Annotated in this window: 14 protein-coding genes and 1 pseudogene; 6 read left to right on the forward strand and 9 right to left on the reverse strand. The window is 44.3% G+C overall.

What is annotated here, in order from left to right; translation table 11 throughout:
• Positions 1-501: 501 nt before the first annotated feature.
• Positions 502-1282, reverse strand: a pseudogene (locus DW173_RS11255) (AAA family ATPase); the annotation flags it as partial.
• 493 nt (positions 1283-1775) lie between these two features.
• Positions 1776-2213: a DUF6078 family protein gene (locus DW173_RS11265; RefSeq protein WP_004304904.1), complete on the reverse strand. Its 438-nt coding sequence runs from the start codon at positions 2211-2213 to the stop codon at positions 1776-1778.
• Positions 2214-2350: 137 nt separating this feature from the next.
• Between DW173_RS11265 and DW173_RS11270 the strand changes: the two genes are divergently transcribed.
• From DW173_RS11270 to gldH, 6 genes are all read left to right on the forward strand, one after another.
• Positions 2351-4447: a BT4734/BF3469 family protein gene (locus DW173_RS11270; RefSeq protein ID WP_120144466.1), complete on the forward strand. Its 2097-nt coding sequence runs from the start codon at positions 2351-2353 to the stop codon at positions 4445-4447.
• A gap of 245 nt (positions 4448-4692) precedes the next feature.
• Complete coding sequence (locus DW173_RS11275) at positions 4693-5205, forward strand: ferritin-like domain-containing protein (protein ID WP_004304906.1); 513 nt, start codon at positions 4693-4695, stop codon at positions 5203-5205.
• Positions 5206-5391: 186 nt separating this feature from the next.
• Complete coding sequence (gene metF / locus DW173_RS11280) at positions 5392-6345, forward strand: methylenetetrahydrofolate reductase [NAD(P)H] (protein ID WP_004304907.1); 954 nt, start codon at positions 5392-5394, stop codon at positions 6343-6345.
• A 1-nt stretch (position 6346) separates the two neighbouring features.
• Positions 6347-7471: an ATP-binding protein gene (locus tag DW173_RS11285; protein ID WP_004304908.1), complete on the forward strand. Its 1125-nt coding sequence runs from the start codon at positions 6347-6349 to the stop codon at positions 7469-7471.
• A gap of 15 nt (positions 7472-7486) precedes the next feature.
• On the forward strand, positions 7487-9001 hold the full coding sequence (locus DW173_RS11290; RefSeq protein ID WP_008776373.1) for a stage 0 sporulation family protein: 1515 nt from the start codon (positions 7487-7489) through the stop codon (positions 8999-9001).
• Positions 8979-9452: a gliding motility lipoprotein GldH gene (gene gldH / locus DW173_RS11295; protein ID WP_004299946.1), complete on the forward strand. Its 474-nt coding sequence runs from the start codon at positions 8979-8981 to the stop codon at positions 9450-9452. The genes DW173_RS11290 and gldH overlap by 23 nt, the downstream gene beginning before the upstream one ends.
• A gap of 2 nt (positions 9453-9454) precedes the next feature.
• Here gldH and rodA read toward each other — a convergent pair whose 3' ends face one another.
• The 7 genes from rodA to DW173_RS11330 form a co-directional block, all read right to left on the reverse strand.
• Complete coding sequence (gene rodA / locus DW173_RS11300; protein ID WP_008024621.1) at positions 9455-10912, reverse strand: rod shape-determining protein RodA; 1458 nt, start codon at positions 10910-10912, stop codon at positions 9455-9457.
• Complete coding sequence (gene mrdA, locus DW173_RS11305; RefSeq protein WP_004324644.1) at positions 10893-12755, reverse strand: penicillin-binding protein 2; 1863 nt, start codon at positions 12753-12755, stop codon at positions 10893-10895. Before mrdA ends, rodA begins: the two co-directional genes overlap by 20 nt.
• Positions 12756-12757: 2 nt before the next feature.
• Complete coding sequence (gene mreD, locus DW173_RS11310; protein ID WP_004299943.1) at positions 12758-13255, reverse strand: rod shape-determining protein MreD; 498 nt, start codon at positions 13253-13255, stop codon at positions 12758-12760.
• Positions 13252-14097, reverse strand: a complete 846-nt coding sequence (gene mreC, locus DW173_RS11315) for a rod shape-determining protein MreC (protein ID WP_004299942.1) — start codon at positions 14095-14097, stop codon at positions 13252-13254. Before mreC ends, mreD begins: the two co-directional genes overlap by 4 nt.
• Positions 14098-14104: 7 nt before the next feature.
• The gene (locus DW173_RS11320) at positions 14105-15127 is read right to left on the reverse strand and encodes a rod shape-determining protein (RefSeq protein WP_004299941.1); all 1023 of its coding nucleotides are present in this window, start codon (positions 15125-15127) and stop codon (positions 14105-14107) included.
• 95 nt (positions 15128-15222) lie between these two features.
• Positions 15223-16746 carry a bifunctional phosphoribosylaminoimidazolecarboxamide formyltransferase/IMP cyclohydrolase gene (gene purH, locus DW173_RS11325; protein WP_004310431.1) on the reverse strand — a complete coding sequence of 508 codons (1524 nt, stop codon included), beginning with the start codon at positions 16744-16746 and terminating at the stop codon, positions 15223-15225.
• A gap of 151 nt (positions 16747-16897) precedes the next feature.
• Entirely contained in the window at positions 16898-18934 is a 2037-nt protein-coding gene (locus DW173_RS11330) for a M13 family metallopeptidase (protein ID WP_004299939.1), read from the reverse strand.
• Between the last annotated feature and the right edge of the window lie 61 nt (positions 18935-18995).

Genomic DNA, 18995 nt, shown 5'->3' on the forward strand with positions numbered 1-18995 from the left:
GTTCTATTTTTTACTTGTACTACTTGTATTGTTTATCAATATTTCAAAGAACTAACGTGGCTTCCGCCGCGCCTGCTTTCTTTGCGAAAGCGGATGCAAAGATAAGGACTTTTTCAGATAACTTCCAAACTTTTTCGAAGTTTTTTTTGTTTTTATTTTCTGATGCCTTAATCTTGTAGCAGAATGTCAGCCATTAGGCTCTGTCTCTCTAGCAAAGCGGGTGCAAAAGTAGACAACTTATCAATAACATCCAAATATATCTGACTATTTTTCGGCTCTTTCTTGAAACTTTTTTTGTAACTCATTGATTGATAACGATGTCATAGAGTATGTTTTTTCAGATAGACACATCCTTATATGGAACACCTATACATTATTATATAGTGCACTCAAATGTAAGTTCTATTTTCCTATACCTAACAGAAATTCTATATACATTCAAGATTCCACGATCCACTTTTCGATATTACGAGTTTCTGCGCTAAAATTTACTCCTATTTTAAAATGATAGCCGTCATAACACTCTCTCAAATCTTCACAGAGTTTATCATACGTTATTCCACGTGCTGCTGCAAATTCATGTAGTTCCGCTTCCAGATTTTCATGGATTTCACGCTCGCTGACACCACAAATTTCGACATACTCATTCCACATTGAAATATCATCCAAATTGTTCAAGTCACTGAATACACTGACTTTGCCAAACTTTGTCACGCCGGTAAGCAGAGCAAACTTTATATACCCGTCCTTCGTTTTCAAAGCGCCATAAAATGGCCTCAGGGTATTTTGGAATTGCTTTTGAAGTTCTTCATTGCCGATGGCTTGTAACATAGGTTTGTCATACTCATCTACCAGAATAACTACACGTTGCCCCGTCTTTTCGAATGATACCAGCAAAGCGCAGGGAAAAGAATGTTTCAGACGGACGGGTGCCGTATTGGCTTTCCCAATATTCAAGATTATCATTCAATATTTTATCCAGACTTTCCAGCGTGTCATACTTCTCAATATTAAGGTCGAGATGCAATATAGGATGCTTTATCCAATCCTTTTCCAACTTTTCCACAGCCAATCCTTCAAACAGTTCCTTTTTCCCTTGGAAATAAGCCTCCAAGGTAGAAATGAGCAGACTCTTTCCAAAACGGCGCGGACGACTCAAGAAGTAATAACTTCCGGTCTTGACCATTTGATACATTAATGCAGTTTTATCAATATAGAAATAACCGTCATTACGAATCTTTTCGAAATTCTGAATGCCGATAGGATAAATTTTATTGCTCATAATCTCTGCTTTTATAAATTAATACCAGTCACCTGTCCTACATATATATATTTTTAATAGAACTCCTTCTCACGCAAGGTTAAAAGATTCTTTTCCTCAAGCCACTATTACCTCTAATTTTCCCTACAATAAAGTTTGAAAAATAAAAAAACATCTGCCACCTGCAACAAAATCGAAATAACAAGCTGACTGATAAACAATTATAGCGTTGCAGATACCGTTGCAGATACGTTGCAGATAAAAGTATCTGCAACACAGCGGTAAGAAGAAATATTGCACACCAAGCATCAAAGTTTATTTTCCTATCATTGAAGCGCTCGTTTCCTGCGTCAGAACTCCGGTTCCCAGGCGGGAAACTACAGTTTCCGCGCATGGAAACGAGAGTTTCCAGCCAGAGATACTAGCGTTTCCCGCTAGAGACACTGGAGTTTCCATATAGAGAAACGACAGCGAAACCGTAGCTAAAGATTTTCAGAGAAGGAGATATACAAGACTAACCCCAGTTATAATCCTCCACGTAACCGTCGAAATACTCATCCAGACTAACGCCAAGCTCCTTGGCTACGGCAATAATCCGCCGTTGTTCGACCGGACTAAGGTTCATGTCTCCCCTACGTTTCAAATAATAGTTCTTTCTACCCATATATTCAATCATACGATAGCGAAAGGTATCTGCCACACGAACCGTAAGAGCACTAATCGTACGCATAAAGCCGCGTGCATAACGCACTTTCTCATTGGAACGGTAATAATCACAAGCACTTTTCATCGCTTTCAGCCGGTTGGGATTCATTATTGACAGGAAAACCCGCTCCGCCGGAGCATACTCTAAGGCGATATGCCGCAGACAAGTCGTGGCACGCGGACATTCTTCGGCTGCACACAAGCCGAAAGTATAAGGAACGATGGAATAATCGAATGGTTCTTTCATTGCTGTTTATCGGTTTTATTGTTATTAAATTCTACAAATGTACGGATAAAAAGGATAAACAGATAAAATATCCATGTTTATTTGCAAGAACGGGCAAATATGACTAACTTAGCAGAATATTATTAACAAAACAAAAGATGAAAATCACTCAATTAAGAGACAAGGACAAAACTACTGCGCTGACTACAATGGATATGGAAACGTGGATAGGAAAAACACGGACAGAAACAAAGACACAGCCTGTGTCCGCTTTCAGAGAAGTGTTGCGATATTCCCTGCCCGACTCACGCTGCTACGAAGCAGACAAGCTTCCGAAGATTCTTCCGGCTGCGGAATTCCGCAGGGCGGAAGGTGGAAAACAAATGAAAAGTTATAACGGAATAGTTGAACTGACCGTCGGACCGTTGTCAGGCAGTCCGGAGATTGCACTGGTAAAACAATTGGCATGGGAACAGCCGCAGACTCACTGCGTCTTTACCGGTTCGAGCGGACGGACAGTGAAAATATGGGCGAAATTTACACGCCCTGACAATTCGCTTCCACAGAAAAGAGAAGAAGCGGAGATATTTCATGCGCATGCCTATCGTTTGGCCGTGAAATGCTATCAGCCGCAAATTCCGTTCAGCATTTTACCCAAAGAGCCTAGTCTGGAACAGTACTCACGGCTATCACACGACCCGGAACTTATGTACAGACCGGATTCCGTTCCGTTTTATCTGTCGCAACCGTCAGGGATGCCCGAAGAACTGACTTATCGGGAAGCGGTACGCTCGGAAAAGTCACCGTTGACACGGGCCGTACCGGGATATGACACGGAGCGCGCTGTATTCATGCTTTTCGAAGCGGCTTTGAGAAAGACCCATGAAGAAATCTACGAAGCGGAAGATGAAGGTGCACCCGAAAGAGGGGAAGACTTTCAGGCTATGGTGACACAACTGGCAGTCAACTGCTTCCATTCGGGCATTCCCGAAGAGGAAACGGTGAAACGTACTATTTTCCACTATTACCTGCGCCGGCAAGAGGTGCTCATCCGTCAGTTGGTCAAGAATGTATATGAAGAACAAAAAGGGTTCGGAAAGAAGAGCAGCTTAGGGAAAGAACAGTACCTGTCACTCCAGACAGAGGAGTTTATGAATAGGCGCTACGAATTCCGTTACAACACCCAAGTGGGAGAAGTGGAATACCGCGAACGGAACTCATTCCATTTTTACTTCAATCCTATCAACAAACGGGTGCTGAACAGTATCGCACTAGATGCGCAAGCCGAAGGTATTCCGCTATGGGACAGGGACATAAGCCGGTATATCTACTCCAACCGCATCCCCGTATTCAATCCGTTGGAAGATTTCCTCTACCATCTCCCCGTCTGGGACGGCAAAGACCGTATCCGCGGACTGGCACAAACCGTTCCCTGCGAAAACAAGCATTGGGTAGACTTGTTTCACCGCTGGTTTCTCAACATGGTCATGCACTGGCGTGGGACAGATAAGAAATATGCGAATAATGTTTCGCCCCTGCTGGTAGGCCCGCAAGGTTGCCGTAAATCGACATTCTGCCGCAGCCTCATCCCGCCCGCCATGCGTGCATACTATACGGACAGCATCGATTTCTCACGAAAGACGGATGCCGAATTGTATCTCAATCGTTTTGCGCTCATCAACATTGACGAGTTCGACCAGATCAGCGCCACCCAACAAGGATACCTGAAACATATCCTGCAAAAACCGATTGTAAATATGCGCAAACCTTATGGAAACGCCGTACTTGAAATGCGCCGTTATGCTTCATTCATCGCGACGAGCAACCAAAAGGATTTGCTGACCGACCCTACGGGCAGCCGCCGCTTTATCTGCATCGAAGTAACCGGAACGATAGATACAAACAAGGCGATAGATTATGAACAGCTTTACGCGCAGGCCATGTATGAGCTCGACCACGGCGAACGTTACTGGTTCGACCAGTCCGAAGAGCAGATTATGACCAGAAGCAACCGTGAATTTGAACAAGTTTCGCTCGAAGAACAGTTGTTTTACCGTTATTTCCGTCCGGCCAAAGAGAAAGAGGATGGCGAATGGCTCTCACCGGCGGAGATTTTGGAAGATATAAAGAAAAGCAGTGCCATACCGTTGTCAAACAAGCGGGTAAGTGTGTTCGGGCGAGTTCTCCGTAAACATGAAATCCCGTCGAAACGTGTACACAGAGGTACTGTCTACCATGTTGTACGAGTTTTATAAGACCAACAGATGCGTTGCAGATACTACATCTGCAACGTATCTGCAACAGGTATCTGCAACGCTGTAATACGTTTATTTTCAATAAGATAATTCAATTTCGTTGCAGGTGGCAGATAAAAAAGCACTTTACAAACTTATGTGTAGGTAAAGCTATCTTTCTGTTAAATTCTCAATGAGCCATAAACAAAAATCTCCCCTGCCTGTTACATAGGCAACTTAAACATAGTAACCTAAACATAAAAATTATGGCTAGAGAAAGTGTAAAAATTCTACAAGGGAAACTAGATGTAGAAAGTTTGATCGCACAGTTGAACGCAGCATTAGCTGAAGAATGGTTGGCATACTATCAATATTGGGTAGGTGCATTAGTAGTGGAAGGTGCCATGCGCGCCGATGTACAGGGTGAATTTGAGGAACATGCCGAAGAAGAGCGCAGACATGCGCAACTGCTCGCTGACCGTATCATTGAGTTGGAAGGAGTTCCGGTGCTTGACCCGAAGCAATGGTTCGAGTTGGCAAGATGCAAATATGATGCTCCGCAGGGGTTCGACTCTGTCAGTTTGCTGAAAGATAATGTAGCCTCCGAACGCTGCGCAATCCTTCGTTATCAGGAAATTGCAGATTTTACCAATGGGAAAGATTTCACTACCTGCGACATTGCCAAACATATTCTTGCCGAAGAGGAAGAACATGAACAGGATTTACAAGATTATCTGACGGACATCGCCAGAATGAAGAAATCATTCCTCGACAAGTAAATTCTAATATAATAATTAGGCAAAAGAGGGTGTATCCTGCAGGGGATATTCCCTCTTTTATCTATTATAGTACGATAAAAACAAAACTATTTTAGAGTAAATCAAGAAGAAATCTTTCTTTTTTCGTATTTTTGTCCCAATATGCACGTTTAATCCAAGTAGATAACGAACATTAGCAAAAAAAGAATGAAAGTAATTGATTTAATACATAGCAACAAGAAAACTGCTTTTTCTTTCGAGATACTTCCACCGCTGAAAGGAACGGGAATAGAAAAGTTATATCAGACAATCGATACGCTTCGGGAATTTGACCCGAAATATATCAATATCACTACTCACCGCAGCGAATATGTGTATAAAGACCTCGGTAACGGATTGTTTCAGAGAAACCGCTTGAGAAGGCGTCCAGGAACGGTTGCCGTGGCTGCCGCCATCCAGAACAAATACAATATTACGGTAGTCCCGCATATTTTGTGCAGCGGATTCACACGTGAAGAAACCGAGTATGTGTTGCTCGACCTGCAATTTCTGAATATCACGGAATTACTGGTGTTGCGTGGTGACAAAGCGAAACATGAGTCGGTATTTACACCGGAAGGTGACGGTTATCATCATGCTATCGAGTTGCAGGAACAAATCAATAATTTCAATAAAGGTATTTTTGTAGACGGTTCGGAGATGAAAGTCAGCAGTACGCCGTTTTCATACGGGGTAGCTTGTTATCCGGAGAAGCACGAAGAAGCGCCTAATATCGAGACTGACCTTTACTGGCTGAAGAAAAAAGTGGAGAACGGGGCGGAATATGCCGTGACGCAGTTGTTCTACGATAACAGGAAATATTTTGAATTTGTGGAGCAGGCGAAGGCGGCAGGTATCAATATACCTATCATTCCGGGAATCAAGCCGTTCAAGAAGCTGTCTCAACTAAGCATGATTCCAAAGACTTTCAAAGTGGATTTGCCGGAAGACTTGGTGAAAGAGGCTTTGAAATGCAAGAATGACGCGGAAGCCGAGCAAGTAGGTATCGAATGGTGTGTAGCCCAGTGCAAGGAGTTGATGGCTCACGGAGTGCCGAGTATTCATTTCTACTCTATCGGAGCAGTAGACAGTATCAAAGAAGTAGCCAAAATCATTTATTGATATGTTTTTCAGAGACGTAATCGGACAAGAAGAAATCAAGCAACGGCTCATTCAGGAAGTGAATGAGGGGCGTATTCCACATGCCCAGCTTATCTGCGGCCCGGAAGGGGTCGGGAAAATGCCGTTGGCTATTGCATACGCACGTTACATCAGTTGCACTAATCGGGGGGAGACTGATGCCTGCGGAACGTGTCCGTCCTGCGTGAAATTCAATAAACTGGTGCATCCCGACGTACATTTCGTATTCCCTATCGTGAAAAGCGCAAAGGGGAAAAAGGAAGTATGCGATGATTATATAGCCGACTGGCGACCGTTTGTTATCAATCATCCTTACTTTAATCTCAATCACTGGTTGGGAGAGATGGATGCGGAGAACTCACAAGCATTGATCTATGCCAAAGAGAGTGACGAGATTCTGAAAAAGCTTAGTTTGAAATCCAGTGAAGGGGGATTTAAGATTACGATTGTATGGCTGCCGGAAAAAATGCATCCGGTGTGTGCCAACAAACTGCTGAAGTTGCTTGAGGAACCGCCCGAAAAAACGGTTTTCTTATTGGTATCGGAAGCGCCGGACATGATTCTGCCCACTATCCTAAGCCGTACCCAGCGCATGAATGTGCGGAAGATTGATGAAGCCAGCATCGACCGGGTATTACAGACTAAATATAACATTTTGCCTGCCGACAGTATTTCCATTGCCCATCTGGCAAATGGGAATTTTATCAAGGCACTCGAAACAATTCATCTGAATGAAGAGAACCAGTTGTTTTTTGACTTGTTTGTCAGCCTGATGCGGTTGTCTTACCAACGGAAAATCAGGGAGATGAAAATGTGGAGCGAGCAAGTGGCGGGCATGGGACGTGAACGTCAGAAGAACTTCCTGGAATATTGCCAGCGCATGATTCGGGAGAATTTTATCTTCAACCTGCACCAGCGCAATTTGACGTATATGACGATTAATGAACAGAATTTTGCAACCCGCTTTGCGCCTTTTGTCAACGAACGGAATGTGATGGGTATCATGGACGAATTAAGCGAAGCGCAACTACATATAGAACAGAATGTAAATGCTAAAATGGTATTCTTCGACTTCTCGCTGAAGATGATTGTACTGTTGAAGCAATAATAAATATATAAACTTATGGAATATAAACTTCATAATGGAAGCGGTGGCCTTTGCTGCAAAGGATGCTCCCGACAAGATAAAAAGCTGAACACCTACGATTGGCTGGCGGACATTCCGGGCAATGCGGAAGAGAGTGACATGGTGGAAGTGCAATTCAAAAATACCCGGAAGGGATATTTTCGGAACAGCAACAAGATTAAACTGGAAAAAGGAGATGTAGTTGCCGTTGAAGCGGCTCCCGGCCATGACATCGGCGTGGTTACATTGACCGGCCGGCTCGTTCCCCTGCAAATGAAGAAAGCAAACTTCAAAGCAGATACGGAAATTAAGCGTGTCTATCGGAAAGCCAAGCCGGTAGATATGGAAAAGTTCAACGAAGCCAAAGCCAAAGAACACGCTACGATGATTCGTGCGCGTCAGATTGCGTTGAATCTCAATCTGGATATGAAAATCGGAGACGTGGAGTATCAAGGGGATGGCAACAAAGCTATTTTCTACTATATCGCCGATGAGCGGGTAGACTTCCGGCAACTGATTAAAGTATTGGCCGAAGCATTCCGCGTACGTATCGAAATGAAACAAATCGGTGCCCGTCAGGAAGCAGGACGCATCGGCGGGATTGGCCCTTGCGGACGCGAACTTTGCTGCGCTACATGGATGACGAGCTTCGTCTCTGTTTCTACCAGTGCAGCCCGTTTTCAGGATATCTCATTGAATCCGCAGAAACTTGCCGGACAGTGCGCTAAGCTGAAATGCTGTCTGAACTACGAAGTGGACTGTTATGTGGAAGCACAAAAACGTCTCCCTTCAAGAGAGATAGAGCTAGAAACGAAAGATGGTACTTTCTATTTCTTCAAAGCGGATATTCTAAGCAATCAGGTTTCTTATTCTACGGATAAAAACTTCCCAGCCAATCTGGTCACTATCAGCGGCAAACGTGCGTTTGAAGTAATCTCCATGAATAAGAAAGGGATGAAACCGGACAGCTTGCTCGAAGAAGAAAAGAAACCGGAACCGAGAAAACCTGTTGACTTGCTGGAACAGGAAAGTGTTACCCGTTTCGACCGCAGCCGGAATAATAAAGAGGGCGGCAATAATGCTAACCGGAATAATAAAAAGAAGAAGAAAGGAAACAATAATAACGGAAACCGCCCGCAACAGCAAGCAGAAGGCGGCAATCGTCCGCAACAACCTCAACGGGAAAATGAAAACCGCCCGCAACAGTCAGAAAACGGCAACAGAGGGGAAAGAGACAACCGCCCGAGAAATAACAATAACAACAACCGGAACAGAGGACAGAACCAAGGACGGAACAACGAAAACAGACGTCCGGAAAGAGGATCAAATCAGGAACGTCCACAAGGACAGGAACGGTCGAATCAGGAACGTCCGCAGCAACAAGACCGTCAACGCGAACAGCAAGGACAGGAACGTCAAGAACGTCGTCCCAACCACGAGCGTCCTTCTAGGCCGGAAAGAAATCAGAATCAGGAGAAACAGTCAACTAATGAAAAGCCTACTCAAGAATAGTATATTGAGTCTATTCAGCGCTTGCTTACTGACAGCCTGCAATGAACATACAGTGTATCACTCTTATCAATCCCTTCCCAACAAGGGATGGGGAAAGAGTGATACACTCTCTTTTCAGATTCCCATAACTGACAGCGTTCCCACTACTCTCCGGCTTTTTGCGGAAGTCCGCAACAGTATCGAATATCCTTATCATGACCTCCATTTATTTATCAGTCAGAATTTACAGGATTCTACGGTATGGCGCACTGATACCATTGCTTTCTGCCTGGCTGACTCTACCGGAAGATGGACGGGACACGGATGGGGAAGCATTTACCAATCGGAAACTTTTATTACATCTGTTCGCCCTTTACATCCTGCAAATTATACTATTAAAATTATGAGCGGAATGAAAGATGAAAAGTTACAAGGATTGAGCGATGTAGGTATCCGTATTGAGAAGCAGTAAGATTAGAGTCTTCTGCCACGTCCTGCATCAATGCGCAGGAAGATAAACAGCAATATCGTAAATCCCCATAAAGAAGAACCTCCATAGCTGAAGAAAGGCAATGGAATACCGATAACCGGAGTTAACCCCAGTACCATACCGATATTAATAAATAAGTGGAAAAGGAAAATACTGACGACCGAATATCCATAAACCCGCCCAAAGTTGGAAGTCTGCCGCTCGGACAGGAAGATTAATCGTAAGATCAAAATCAGGAAAGCCAACAAGACAGCAGCCGAACCGACAAATCCTTGTTCCTCACCCACTGTACAGAATATAAAGTCGGTATCCTGTTCGGGCACGTACTTTAATTTTGTTTGCGTACCATTCAGGAACCCTTTTCCTGTCAACCCACCGGAACCGATGGCAATCTTGGACTGATTCACGTTGTATCCGGCACCGGTCAAATCTTCTTCCAAACCGAGCACTACTTTGATACGGACTTGCTGGTGAGGTTCGAGCACATTATCAAATACATAATTGCTGGAATACAGGAAGCCGACAGAACCGATTGTAAACAGGGCAATCAGGAAATAAGTACGCTGCCGCTCACTTAATGCCAAATAAATCAGATAGCCTATCACCACAATACAAAGCGTCCATTGCACCCAAACGAGGCTAAAATGCACCCAATATTCGGATATTAAATAAGCAATCAGTAATATAGCCAAACTTCCACCAATGATATTGCGGGTAGCAGACCATTTCTTACGATATACCCACACCATACCACCGGCAAATAATAAGATCAATAGTAATACGATAAATTCTCCCAGTGGTGTAGGAGTATCGGCGATAAAGACTTCATCAAAACGGATGCCGACCACAAAGTAGATTACCGCACATACGCCCGCAAAAAGCACTACTCCCGGCATTCCTTCACGATAAAGAACCAGAAAAAAAGCAAGATAAACCAATGCAGATCCTGTCTCCCGCTGACCGATAATCAATAACATCGGAAGAAGAATGATGAACCCCAGGATAAAGGCACACTTTTCTTTCTTGATACTGAATGAATAAGAATTCATGTATTTAGCCAACGCCAAGGCCGTAGCGAACTTGGCAAACTCGGCGGGTTGCAGGCTCACAGGCCCCATGACAAGCCACGAGCGTGATCCTTTGGTGTCCGGTGCTATGAAGATGGTAACAATGAGCAGGAGAATCATCCCCACATATATAATGTACGCGAACATATCATACATACGGTCTTCCAGCATCAACAGCACGAATCCGAGCCCGAAGGAACAGATAATCCACACGAACTGCTTGCCGGCACGGGTCGAGAAGTCGAGGAAGTCGCGTTCGCCATAGTCATAGCTGGCTCCGCAGACGCTAAACCATCCGCCGACAATCAGGAGCAGGTAAATAAAAATCGTTACCCAGTCCAGCGTTTTCCACAAACTATCGTTCCTCGTTACCATATAATATCACTCTGTTACTAAATTCTTCCGCCCTCAACTCATTCTCCGGCGAGAGCTTGCCTTTCAAATACTGTTCCATCATCAGTGCGCCGAAAGGAACTCCGTAAGTAGCACCCCATCCGCCGTTCTCTACATAGACGGCAATAGCTATCTTCGGTTTGTTCATCGGCGCAAAGCCCATAAATACCGAGTGGTCGTGTCCGCGGTTCTGCGCAGTACCCGTTTTTCCACAGGCTTCCAAATCCGGAACCATCACTGACAGCATACGACAAGTTCCTCCGGTGGCTGCGCCACGCATCCCTTCTACGACTGATTCATAATGTCTTTTCTCAATAGTGGTATAACGTGGTACGCGATAGATGCTGTCCAACTGATTATCTTGGATTTCCTTTACAATATGCGGTGTCACAAAGTATCCTCTGTTAGCAATCGTTGCTCCCAGGTTAGCAATCTGAAGGGGAGTGGATAGAATTTCCCCCTGTCCGATAGAGATACTGATTACTGTCAGTCCGTTCCAATGTCCGCGATAGGCTTTATCGTAGAACTGCGCATTCGGAATCAAGCCCCGTTTCTCTCCCGGCAAATCAACTCCCAGTTTGTAGCCAAATCCTTGCGAAACCATGTGGTCTTTCCAGACCGTAATGGCGTTTTGTGGCGAACCGTATTTACGATCGCCAAACATACGGAACAATCCCCAACAGAAATAGGAGTTGCACGATGTAGCAATAGCCGGAATCAATGGCAAGGGAGATCCGTGAGCATGACAGCCTACTGTCAATCTTCCGTAATGGAATCCATGTGAGCAAGGGAATGCCGGACTTTGTTCGGTGATAATTCCTTCTTGCAGAAACGTCAGTCCTTGCGCTGTTTTGAACGTAGATCCCGGAGGATACACTCCCATCAGGGCACGATTCAAAAGCGGTTTGGTCATATCACGTTGCAAGGCCAGATGGTTCTTGCCACGCTGGCGGCCAATCATCAAATGCGGGTCATAATTGGGAGAGGATACCAGACAAAGGATTTCTCCGGTCTCCGGTTCAATAGCCACAATGCTTCCAATCTTATTTTTTAATAAACGTTCTCCCAGCATCTGTAAGTCAATATCCAAACTCAATGTCAGGTTCTTGCCGGGAACGGAAGGACGGTCATATTCACCATCCATATAATGTCCCTGGATACGACCGTGCGCATCGCGAAGCAGAATCTCAATTCCTTTCTCGCCACGCAGATACTTTTCATACGATTTCTCGACTCCTAACTTGCCGACATAATCCCCACGGATGTAGTATCCTTCTTCATCCGCTTCCATTTCTTTTGCGGAGACTTCTCCGATATCTCCCAAAGCATGGGCGGCAGCATTGTACGAATATTGGCGAATGGTACGCCGTTGGATATAAAAGCCACGAAACTTAAACAGCTTTTCCTGAAAGACACCACATTCTTCCGCCGAAAGTTGTGACATAAACAACTGGTTGGTATAGCGGGAATACCCCGGATTGCGGCGACGGTCTTTCATGTCGCTCATAATTTTGAGAAACTGCGCACGGGTGATATTCAGCGATTGGCATAAATCGAGTGTGTCCAGATTCTCTATTTCCTTTGGCACGATCGTTATGTCGTATGCCGGCTGGTTGAATACCAATAGTTTACCGGTCCGGTCATAAATAGCGCCACGCGAGGGGTATTGGATCTTATTCAGAAAAGCGTTACTGTCAGCATTCTTCTTGTAGTCATCAGTCGTGATCTGCAATACAAAAAGACGTATCAGATAAATCAAAACAATGGAGATAGCAATGCCTCCGATTACAAATTTGCGCTTCTCTAAGATATAATCTTTTGCCATCGTTACTTCTTAATCCCTTCTATAGCTATGATACAGGTTACAGTCAGAATAGTGCAAAGAAGCACTCGCAACAGTAACAGCCAAATGCTGGTAAATGAGAAGAACTCAATGGAGAGTAATGCCAGACTGTGCACAAAAACACTTGCAGTGGTATATTTTAAGAAAGGACTGATTCCCATCGTCTTGAAAGAGGGAATAAGGCTGTCCGGATTATCACGAGGCATGAACAGACGAAGCAAAGAGGGACGGAGAAAGGCAAGCAATACGGTAGCTGCCGCATTCATTCCCGGAGTATCGGAGAATATATCAATGGTCAGCCCGAAGAAAAAAGCCCACAACATCAGTTCATTCCGGGAAGTGCCGGAGCTGAATTTCAGAATAAAATAGATATAGAGAAAAGGAGTAGCATAGCCGGCAATATGTACACTATTAAGGATTAGCACCTGAAGAAGTACCAAGCCGATAAACCATCCGATTCTATGTATATAAGTAATAATCATTCTTTCATCACCTTGTTTTCAAGTTTCTTCTGTTCTTCCTGACCTGTCCGGGCTACCACCCGAACGTCACTCAACTTACCGAAATCAGTAGCCAGCTTGATTTTCAACAGATAGGAAAGTCCGTCATTAGAGTCGGACATATCATCTACCGTTCCCACCATTATACCTTCGGGAAAGACGGTGGAGAAACCACTGGTAACGACTGTATCTCCCAAATTAAACTCTGCATGACGAGGCAAGTCTTTCAGATAAGCATAGCGCGAATCTCCATGTTCCCATTTCAGGTAGCCGAAATAATCACTGCCGATAATCTTGCAACTGATATTCGACTTGCTGTTCAGTACCGAAATCACCACCGAGTAGGAAGGAGAGGTTTCATAAACAATCCCTACAATCCCATTACCATCCACCACTCCCATTTCGGAGCGAATACCGGAAGAGGAACCTTTATCGAGCGTGATATAATTATCAACCAGATTCAAACTGTTCTTTATCACATGCGCTTTAAACAACTGATAATCCGCTTGCGGCACCTGCCGGATGCTGTTGATGGCCATAGAATCGAGCTGCTGCTCTCTCAATGCTTTTTCCAGATTAGTGATCTGTTGTTCGAGCACCATGTTGCGATCCAACAGATCTTCATTGACCGATTTCAGATGAAAATAAGAGGAAATCCCTCCCGAAACTTCATAAACCGCCCCCACAACCGTATTGGCAGAAGTGAAGAATGCACTCTGCTGATAACGGTTGAACCGAAATAACAAAACAAAACTGGCTACCTCCAATAAGATGAAGAGGAACCAGTAATTGTATTTCAGAAGGAAGTTTAATAAATTCCTCATCCCCGGTTTATCTCATTAAGAAAGAGAAACGGTCTACGTTCTTCAATGCCACTCCTGTACCTTTGGCAACTGCATGCAAAGGATCTTCCGCAATATGGAAAGGAATATTGATCTTATCGGTCAATCTCTTATCCAGTCCACGAAGCAATGCACCACCTCCGGAGAGATAGATACCATTGTGCACAATATCAGCATACAGTTCAGGAGGTGTATTTTCCAATGCACTCAAGATAGCAGTTTCGATCTTTGAAATTGATTTCTCCAGACAGTGAGCTACTTCCTGGTAACATACAGGCACTTCCATCGGAAGAGCTGTGATACGGTTCGGACCATGAACGATATAATCTTCCGGAGCATCATCACCCAGTTCGGTTAAAGCAGCACCTACATTGATTTTGATACGTTCTGCCATACGCTCGCTGACTTTCACATTGTGCTGACGGCTCATATATTCGCGAATATCCTCTGTCAGGTCATCACCGGCTGTGCGGATGGAGTTGTTGGAAACGATACCTCCCAAAGAGATAACGGCAATTTCCGTAGATCCACCACCTATATCGACAATCATGTTTCCTTCCGGAGCTTCTACGTCGATGCCGATACCGATTGCCGCAGCCATCGGCTCGAAAATCAAATAAACATCACGACCGCCGGCATGTTCCGCAGAGTCACGGACAGCACGGAGTTCAACTTCCGTACTTCCCGAAGGAACGCCAATCACCATGCGAAGAGAAGGTGAAAACAAATGGTTGCGAGTATTCACCTGCTTTATCAAACCGCGCATCATCTGCTCGCAAGCATAGAAGTCGGCAATCACTCCGTCTCTCAACGGACGGATGGTACGTATGTTTTCGTGGGTTTTTTCATGCATCAACTTCGCCTTTTCCCCCACGGCAATCATCTTTTCTGTACGGCGATCCAGAGCTACAACCGAAGGCTCATCCACCACGATTTTTCCGTTCGTGATGATGATAGTATTGGCTGTGCCCAAGTCCATTGCTATCTCTTGTGTAAAAGAAAATAATCCCATATTTTTAAATGAAGAATTAAGAATGAAGAATTAAGAATGAGGATGCTGTCACGTGCAGTCATTCTTCATTATTAGTTCTTCATTCTTCATTAATATTAGTGTTTAAAATGACGGATACCGGTAGTCACCATCGCCATACCGTGCTCATTGCAATAAGCAAATGATAAATCGTCTTTTACCGAACCTCCCGGTTGGATAACAGCCGTAATACCTTCTTTATCTGCAATTTCCACACAGTCGGGGAACGGGAAGAAGGCATCGGAAGCCATGACTGCACCATTCAGGTCGAAGCCGAATGATTTGGCTTTTTCAATTGCTTGTTTCAATGCGTCTACACGTGAAGTCTGTCCTACACCGCTTGCAAGAAGTTGTTTATCCTTTGCCAATACGATGGCGTTGGATTTGCTGTTCTTTACAATTTTGTTGGCAAACAACATATCTTCCACTTCTTCCGGAGTAGGAGCTTTGTCTGTCACGGTTTTCAGGTCGGCTACCGTTTCAATATTAGTATCTTTATCCTGCACCAATACGCCATTCAGCAAAGCACGGAATTGTTTCTTAGGCAATTTAGCTTCCTTACGAACGAGGATGATGCGGTTCTTTTTCTGTCCCAGGATTTCGAGTGCATCCACATCATAATCCGGCGCGATAATCACTTCGAAGAAAATCTTGTTGATTTCTTCCGCAGCTTCTTTGTCGATGACACCATTCGTAATCAATACACCTCCGAAAGCAGAAACCGGATCACCGGCCAATGCGTCTTTCCAAGCTTCCAAAACTGTAGCACGGGAAGCTAATCCGCAAGCGTTGTTGTGTTTCAGGATAGCGAAAGTGAGGTCATCGAATTCGTCGATCAAGTCAACGGCTGCATTGATGTCGAGAAGATTGTTATAAGAGATTTCTTTTCCGTGAATCTGGTCGAACATTGCTTCCAGATTTCCGTAGAAATAACCTTTCTGATGTGGGTTCTCACCGTAACGAAGTTGCTTCTGGCTATTAACAGAGCAACGGAAAGCAGAACCTTCGCCGGCATCGAAATAGTTGAAAATAGCCGAATCGTAGTGAGAAGAAACGGCAAATGCTTCTTTAGCCATCCAGCGACGTTCTTCGAGTGAAGAAGTAGCGCCGTGCTCCATCAACATATCCAATAATGGTTTGTATTGAGCTTGAGAAGCTACGATGATTACATCGTTGTAGTTCTTGGCTGCGGCACGAATCAGTGAGATTCCGCCTATATCGATTTTTTCAATAATGTCTGCTTCAGATGCACCGGAAGCTACGGTAGCTTCGAACGGATACAAATCAACAATAACCAGATCTATCTCGGGAATTTCATATTTCTCAATCTGTTGCATATCCTGTTCCAGGCCGCGACGACAAAGAATACCTCCGAAAATTTTCGGATGTAATGTCTTTACTCTACCACCGAGAATAGAAGGATAAGTGGTCAAATCTTCCACTGCCTTGCAAGGATATCCCAATGATTCAATAAACTGACGAGTTCCGCCTGTCGACAAAAACTCTACTCCCTCTTCATGAAGTTTGGTAATAATTTCATCCAAACCTTCTTTATGGTATACAGATACCAATGCAGTTTTTATTCTTTTAGACTCTGACATTGAATTGCTTATTAAGTATTTGGTGTGCAAAGTTACGAAATATTGTTTATCGTACGTAATAAATAAGGTGTGAATTAATAAAAAAAAGCGTTGACTCTCCTCAACGGAAAATCAACGCCTCTTCGCATATATGTTCTCTATTCAAAAACTATTACCAGATAGATACTCGTTTTTCTTTAGGTACGAACATCGAATCCTGTTCGGTGATTTTGAATGCTTCATACCAATTCTGGATATGAGGAAGAGCACCGTCCACACGCCATTTGCCTAATGAGTGAGGATCAAGTTTGGTTAATCGGAGAATTTCTTCCGGACGGATATTTCCTGCCCACACATTAGCGTAAGCCAGGAAGAAACGTTGTTCCGGAGTAAATCCGTCAACAATTTCCAGTGGTGCGGCTTCTGTTGCATTCTTGAATGCCTGGAAAGAAACTTGCAAACCTCCGTGGTCGGCAATGTTCTCTCCAAGTGTCAGGCTACCGTTTGCGTGTACGCCCGGAGCTACTTCAATGCTGTCAAAGAAGTTAACCATCACCTGTGCCCGTTCTTCGAACTTTTTAGCATCTTCTTCTGTCCACCAGTCTTTCAGGTTTCCGTCTTTGTCATATTGACGTCCCTGATCGTCAAATCCATGAGTCATCTCATGGCCGATTACCACGCCGATTGCACCGTAGTTCATAGCATCGTCCGCATTCATATCGAAGAACGGAGGTTGCAGGATAGCTGCCGGGAAACAGATTTCATTAGTAGTCGGGTTATAATAAGCGTTCACAGTTTGAGGAGTCATCAACCATTCATCCTTGTCTACCGGTTTGCCGGCTTTGGCAATCATTTCGTTATAATCCCATTCGTTGGCACGCTCGATATTTGCCCAGTAAGAATCATCTTTGATCTCCAGTGCGGAGTAATCTTTCCATTTATCAGGATAACCTATTTTTACATGGAAGGTTGCCAGTTTCTCCAACGCTTTTTCCTTGGTCGGTTCACTCATCCATTCCAAACCTTTGATACGTTCTCCCAAAGAAGTTTGCAGGTTCTTCACCAGTGTAACCATACGTTCTTTGGCAGCAGCCGGGAAGTACTTCTCTACATACATCTGTCCTACCACTTCGCCAAGTACACCATCTACGGTGCTCACGGAACGTTTCCAGCGAGGTTGCATTTCTTTCTTACCAGACATTGTCCTACTGTAGAAGTCGAAGTTTTGTGCTTCAAAATCATCGCTTAGATAAGAAGCGGCAGCATCTATCAATCCCCATTGGAGGTACAGTTTCTGATCGTCCAGTGATACGGTGTTTATCACATCGGCTACTTCCTTCATGGCAGCAGGCTGACCTACGTTCACTTCTTCCAAATCTTTCAAACCGGAAACGGTGAAATAAGTATCCCAGTCAAAAGTCGGGAAGTTCTTTTTCAGCGTCGCCCTATCCATCTTGTTATAATTAGCATGAGGATCACGCAATTCCACTTGTGAACGAGCCGCTTTCGCTAGGCGAGTTTCGATGTTCATCACTGCTTTCACAGCTTTCTGTGCAGTAGCCTCATCATAACCTGCCAACTGGAACATTTTGGCGATATGTTCCTGATATTTATTACGGATATTTTTAGTCTGCTCGTCATTCTCCAGATAATAGTCACGCTGTCCCATTCCGATACCACCTTGATAGGTCTGTACGATATTCATGGAACTGTTCATATCATCTGCACTTACGAACATGGTGAAGTAAGGACGGATGCCTTTCTTCTGGCTCTCGGCGATATATGCATAGATTTCTCCTTTATCCTTGAGAGCGTCAATGGCTGCCAGTTCTGCTTTGATCGGAGCTACACCTTCCTGGTTCAGCTTCACGCTATCCATTGCGATATTATAAAGATCGCCTACTTTCTGCGCAGCACTGCCCGGTGCGTTATCTTTCTTCGCTGCCAATTCGGCAATCAATGCTTTCAGTTGTTCACGACTGTTTTCGCGCAACATGTCGAATGTACCGAAACGTGAATACTCGTCTGTCAGCGGATGATCTTTCACCCAACCTCCACAGGCATATTGATAAAAACTTGTACCCGGCATAGCCGTGGTATCCAGATTAGCAAGGTCGATACCGGACGTCAGCACGGCCTCTTTCTTACTGTTACATCCTGTTGTCATAAGGCATACGGCAAGAATTGGTAAATACTTGGTTACTTTCATATTGTATAAATAATTAAATAGTCTCTCTAATCAACAATCATCCTACCCGCAGTCCGGCACC

The organism is Bacteroides sp. AM16-13 (genome assembly GCF_003602705.1).
Taxonomy (GTDB): Bacteria; Bacteroidota; Bacteroidia; order Bacteroidales; family Bacteroidaceae; genus Bacteroides; species Bacteroides xylanisolvens.

Excerpts from the sequence above, each read along its gene's own strand:
- DW173_RS11275 (WP_004304906.1), top strand. The coding sequence starts at position 4,693 with ATGGCTAGAGAAAGTGTAAAAATTCTACAAGGGAAACTAGATGTAGAA.
- DW173_RS11330 (WP_004299939.1), bottom strand. The coding sequence starts at position 18,934 with ATGAAAGTAACCAAGTATTTACCAATTCTTGCCGTATGCCTTATGACA.
- metF (WP_004304907.1), top strand. The coding sequence starts at position 5,392 with ATGAAAGTAATTGATTTAATACATAGCAACAAGAAAACTGCTTTTTCT.
- DW173_RS11285 (WP_004304908.1), top strand. The coding sequence starts at position 6,347 with ATGTTTTTCAGAGACGTAATCGGACAAGAAGAAATCAAGCAACGGCTC.
- mreD (WP_004299943.1), bottom strand. The coding sequence starts at position 13,255 with ATGATTATTACTTATATACATAGAATCGGATGGTTTATCGGCTTGGTA.
- gldH (WP_004299946.1), top strand. The coding sequence starts at position 8,979 with ATGAAAAGCCTACTCAAGAATAGTATATTGAGTCTATTCAGCGCTTGC.
- purH (WP_004310431.1), bottom strand. The coding sequence starts at position 16,746 with ATGTCAGAGTCTAAAAGAATAAAAACTGCATTGGTATCTGTATACCAT.
- mreC (WP_004299942.1), bottom strand. The coding sequence starts at position 14,097 with ATGAGGAATTTATTAAACTTCCTTCTGAAATACAATTACTGGTTCCTC.
- rodA (WP_008024621.1), bottom strand. The coding sequence starts at position 10,912 with ATGGTAACGAGGAACGATAGTTTGTGGAAAACGCTGGACTGGGTAACG.
- DW173_RS11270 (WP_120144466.1), top strand. The coding sequence starts at position 2,351 with ATGAAAATCACTCAATTAAGAGACAAGGACAAAACTACTGCGCTGACT.
- DW173_RS11320 (WP_004299941.1), bottom strand. The coding sequence starts at position 15,127 with ATGGGATTATTTTCTTTTACACAAGAGATAGCAATGGACTTGGGCACA.
- DW173_RS11265 (WP_004304904.1), bottom strand. The coding sequence starts at position 2,213 with ATGAAAGAACCATTCGATTATTCCATCGTTCCTTATACTTTCGGCTTG.
- mrdA (WP_004324644.1), bottom strand. The coding sequence starts at position 12,755 with ATGGCAAAAGATTATATCTTAGAGAAGCGCAAATTTGTAATCGGAGGC.
- DW173_RS11290 (WP_008776373.1), top strand. The coding sequence starts at position 7,487 with ATGGAATATAAACTTCATAATGGAAGCGGTGGCCTTTGCTGCAAAGGA.